The sequence below is a fragment of the Planctomycetota bacterium genome (assembly GCA_016872555.1).
In the GTDB taxonomy this organism is placed as follows: domain Bacteria; phylum Planctomycetota; class Planctomycetia; order Pirellulales; family UBA1268; genus F1-20-MAGs016.
The window spans coordinates 1-4,261 of record VGZO01000109.1 but is presented as its reverse complement, the minus strand read 5'-3'; the positions used below and the strand labels follow the sequence as shown (position 1 = coordinate 4,261).

At 65.0% G+C, this 4,261-nt stretch carries 3 protein-coding genes; 2 read left to right on the top strand and 1 reads right to left on the bottom strand.

What is annotated here, in order from left to right; translation table 11 throughout:
• Positions 1 to 1,148 precede the first annotated feature (1,148 nt).
• On the bottom strand, positions 1,149 to 1,781 hold the full coding sequence (locus tag FJ309_17150; GenBank protein MBM3956301.1) for a hypothetical protein: 633 nt from the start codon (positions 1,779 to 1,781) through the stop codon (positions 1,149 to 1,151).
• A 500-nt stretch (positions 1,782 to 2,281) separates the two neighbouring features.
• Here FJ309_17150 and FJ309_17145 point away from each other — a divergent pair, with 500 nt between their 5' ends.
• Complete coding sequence (locus tag FJ309_17145; GenBank protein ID MBM3956300.1) at positions 2,282 to 3,058, top strand: resolvase; 777 nt, start codon at positions 2,282 to 2,284, stop codon at positions 3,056 to 3,058.
• A gap of 319 nt (positions 3,059 to 3,377) precedes the next feature.
• Positions 3,378 to 4,261: hypothetical protein (locus FJ309_17140; GenBank protein MBM3956299.1), on the top strand; the 884-nt coding region annotated here is incomplete at its 3' end.

Genomic DNA, 4,261 nt, shown 5'->3' with positions numbered 1-4,261 from the left:
CCGGCAGCACGAACACGAAGAACGGGCGGCGCGTGGGCTACATGGTGCCGGCTGACATTCACGGCAAGCCGTTCAGCTACACGCTTGACGATCTCGAACACTTCCTGCGCCCCCATGCGTGTGTGACTGTTCAGCCAGCGTCCGTGAGCCGGCTGGGGCTCGAGCCCTCACCACGTTCACGCCGGGCGTTGAAGGGCTGGCACGGAAGATGGCATCGGCTCAACAGCGTGCTGCGTCAGCTGCGTGATATGCGTGGTGGCTGGAAGGTGGGCACACGGAACGCAGCAGTTCGCTACGTAGCCCTGGTGCTGCGTGCCCTGCACGCTGAGCCAGCCAAGGTGCAGACGACGTTCGCGGAACACCTGCACGGGATGCAGCAGCCGGCTGGGGACAAGGTGACACTCGCTCACTGCATGGCTTCGTTCCGGTCGATGCGGAAGCCGCACCACGGCGGGCCTGCACACCAGACGATTGCCGATGCCCTGGCGGTTACTCCCGACGAAGCGGCACTTCTGTCAGCCGATCGGAAGAAACCATTCCCACCAGCCACCAGCCACGGCATCCCGGTGCCGGCACCAGCCCTATCCCGACGAGACGCAGCAGCACGGCGTGTGGAAGCCGTGCGGGCTGTCTGTGCCACGATCACGGATGACGGCTCCATCCCCACGGGCACGGCTGTACGGGCTCACCTGGCTGCCGTAGGGCTCCACCCGAGCCTTGCCACGGTGCTGGCTGACATGCGTGCCATCGGCTGCCCCAGCCGGCTCACCCACAAGCCGAAGCCCACCATGCAGACGAGACGTATGTTTCCCCGGTGAACGCCGGAAACGCCGTGGAAACCGGGGCTCATTCCGATATTCAAGAGTGAGCTAGTAGGGGTTGGGCTTCCCGAGTTGCCCCCATGCCCCCTCCGGGGGTGTTGTTGTCGAGCGGGGGGGTTGGGGGGGCGGCAGCCCCCTTCCCCCTGTCCCCATGTATCTCTGGGCGACAATTTCGCCCCGAACCAATCGAAACCGTAAGGTGAGCCGGCGGTACGGGCGTTCACGTGCAGCCGGGGGGATGGCGGGCTCCGATCACGGCTGGTGCGCCACCGATAAACCCCGGGTGCTTCTCTGTGCGTGTGTCCGCAGTTCGCCCCCGGTTTTCCCCTACGCTGCGTCGGCTTCTACATTCGCGTCGAGCTTTGCCACAGCAGCCAGCAGCGATTCACGCCACCCCCGGAAAGCCGGCTCTGGTGCCATCGGCTGCACCGTCACCCTGGCACCACCGATGCGGATGGTGAGCGGCTTCGGCACCTTGCTGGTGAGTCTCTTCGAGCCCTTCCTACGGCTGGCAGCTGCACGCCGGATGGCACCTGGCGTGGGCTGTCCGCCACCGGATGCAGCCACGGCTTCGGCTACCACAGCCGGCACTTCCGCGGGCTCAACGTCCGCCAGCGGACGCAGCGAGCGTTCAGTCATCGTGACTTCGGTACCACTGGTACCGATCGCTCGCGCCAGTTCGTCCGTGAACAAGCTGAACTCAACCAGCTGGTGGGCACGCCGTGCCGTGATGCCGAACGTCTGCTGAACGTATTCACTCCAGCTGTCGTGTGTGTCCCTCCACCACTCGTTGTGCCGTAGCTGGTGCAGAGCTTTGCCGGCTTCCTTCACTGCGTCGGCTGCTTGAAGCCCCTTGCGAACCACGGCTTCGGCCCGATCACGGGCTACACGTTCCTTGTCCGTCATGGCTGGAATTGACTCCCCAACGAAGTAGGCCCCGACACGCTTGAAGATGCCCACGGGCACGCCCCCGGTACAGCTGCTGTCTCGTTGGATCTTCGGCACCAGCCGTGCCACCCGTTGCCACGGCTCTGGCAGTTGCCACAGAAGCCGAGTGAGCCGGTTGTGCCGATCACCAGCTGAGCCCCCGGTGCCGGCACAGCCCCTACAGCCGGCACTATTTCCGGACGTATCCAGAGCCGGCTTGCCACCCGATCGGGCTTCCTAGGGCTTGTGGTGGCTGCCATTCCTGGCGAGCCAGCCCTACGGCGGGCTCGAAGCCAGCCGGCACAAAGGTCTAGGCGCCTAGACCATTTGACGTTCGGTAGCCAGCCCTACGGCGGGCTCGAAGCCAGCCGGCACCCCTTCCCCCTGGCTGCCGATCACCTCGAAGCCGGCACCAGCTGAACGCAACCGAACAGCTGCGTTCAGCCGATACCACGTATGGCAGTTGCCACAGCCCACCCGACAGCGTAGACTATGGCAGTTGCCACAGCCCACCAGCCACCGGGAACGAAGCCATGAACGCCGTCTGCTACTGCCGATGCTCGACAGCCGAACAGACGGAATCGGGGTTGGGGCTCGAAGCCCAACGGCACGCCATGGAACAGCACTGTGCCCGGAACGGCTGGCAGCTGGTGGGCATGTTCGTGGATGCCGGCATCTCTGGTGGGGCTCCACTCGACAAGCGCCACTCCCTCATGGATGCAGTGAACGCCGTCACCCGTGGCAGCGTGCTGCTGGTGATGAAGCGCGATCGGCTGGCACGGGATGTGATGGCATGTGCCCTGGTGGAACGGATGGTGCAGAAGCGTGGTGGGCGCGTGGTGTCCGTTGCTGGTGAAGGCACCGACGACGACGATCCCACCAGCGTGCTGCTGCGTCGGGTGGTGGATGCGTTCAGCGAGTATGAACGGCTCGTGATAGCAGCCCGGACACGTGCAGCACTTCAAGCCAAGCGCCGCCGTGGCGAGCGTGCCGGGCGCGTGCCCTTCGGCTACCAGCTGGCTGGGGAAGGTGCTGTCAGCCGAGCCGGCATCCCGGTACAGCTGCGTGCTGTTCCGGCTCAACTCGAAGTGGTGGAACGCATTCATGCTGAACGTGCCGCCGGCACCAGCGTTCGTGCCATTGCTGCCGGGCTCACCCGAGATGGCATTCCCACGGCCACGGGTAGCAGCACGTGGACGTACAGCAGCGTGCAGCGTGTGTGCCAGCGTGCCACGGGCACCACCAGCACGGTGGTGCTGAGTATGGCAGCTGTGCCGGCTGTCAGCCGATCGACGGATGCCGTAGCCTAGTGGCAGTTGCCACAGACACCACGGGGGAAACCATGACACGGAAGCCGGCTCAACGCATCTCTGGACAAGTTTCGAGCGTTGCGCCTAGGGTACGGCGCGTCAAAGCCAAGCCCGCACGCTCTCTGGTTCGGCTCGACAGCCAAGTAGAGAAACGGCTGCACGCTGCTGTCTGCCACTACGGGAATCACTTCGAGTTGGCAAAGCAAGCCGGCATCGGTGCCGATGTGCTGAGCCGGTTTGCCCGGCGGGAACGCAACCTACGGCTGGACACCGCCGGGCGTGTGGCCGCGGTGCTGGGGCTGGCGCTGAACGAAGAGCCATGACAGCCAAGCCGATTGCCGATCTCGTTCAGCAGCTGCACGTGAACACGGTGCAGCCGGCACCACCAGCCCTACGGCGCCCACGGGGGCCGGATGCCGTGGTGATGGATCTGCTGCATCGGGGAATGTCCGACAGCTACGTGCCCTTCGCACGCAAGGTGGAAGGTGAGTGGCAGTCTCTGGGCTGTGTGCCGGCTCACCAGCTGCGTGGGCTGTTCCGGGACGATCTCGTTGCCGAAGCCCTGGATGCCGACAGCTACTTCGGCGTCCACGGCATGTATCGAGCCGGCACGTACCGAACCAGACACACGCTGACGCAGCTGCTGCCAGCCGTTCGGAACGTGGACAGCGTTCGCTACCTCACCTGCTGCCACGTGGATCTAGACGGGTATCGGCACGGGCTCGACGTTCACGGCTCCTACGCTGCCGTGATGCGGCTTGTAGATGCCGGCACCGTGCCACCACCGTCCGTGTTCCTGCTGAGCCGGGGTTGTTGGGCACTATGGCACCTGCACGACAGAGACAAGCCCACCGAACCCCTGCGCAGCTATCCCGATTCGGTGATGCGTCGATGGACGAAGCTACAGCGAGCCCTGCACGAAGCGTGTGCCGGCATCGGCAGCGACGTTGCCACTCTGCACGCTGCCACCGTGACACGTGTGCCCGGCAGCACGAACACGAAGAACGGCCGGCGCGTCGGCTACATGGTGCCGGCTGACATTCACGGCAAGCCGTTCAGCTACACGCTTGACGATCTCGAACACTTCCTTCGTCCCCATGCGTGTGTGACTGTTCAGCCAGCGTCCGTGAGCCGGCTGGGGCTCGAGCCCTCGCCACGTTCACGCCGGGCGTTGAAGGGCTGGCACGGAAGATGGCCCAGACT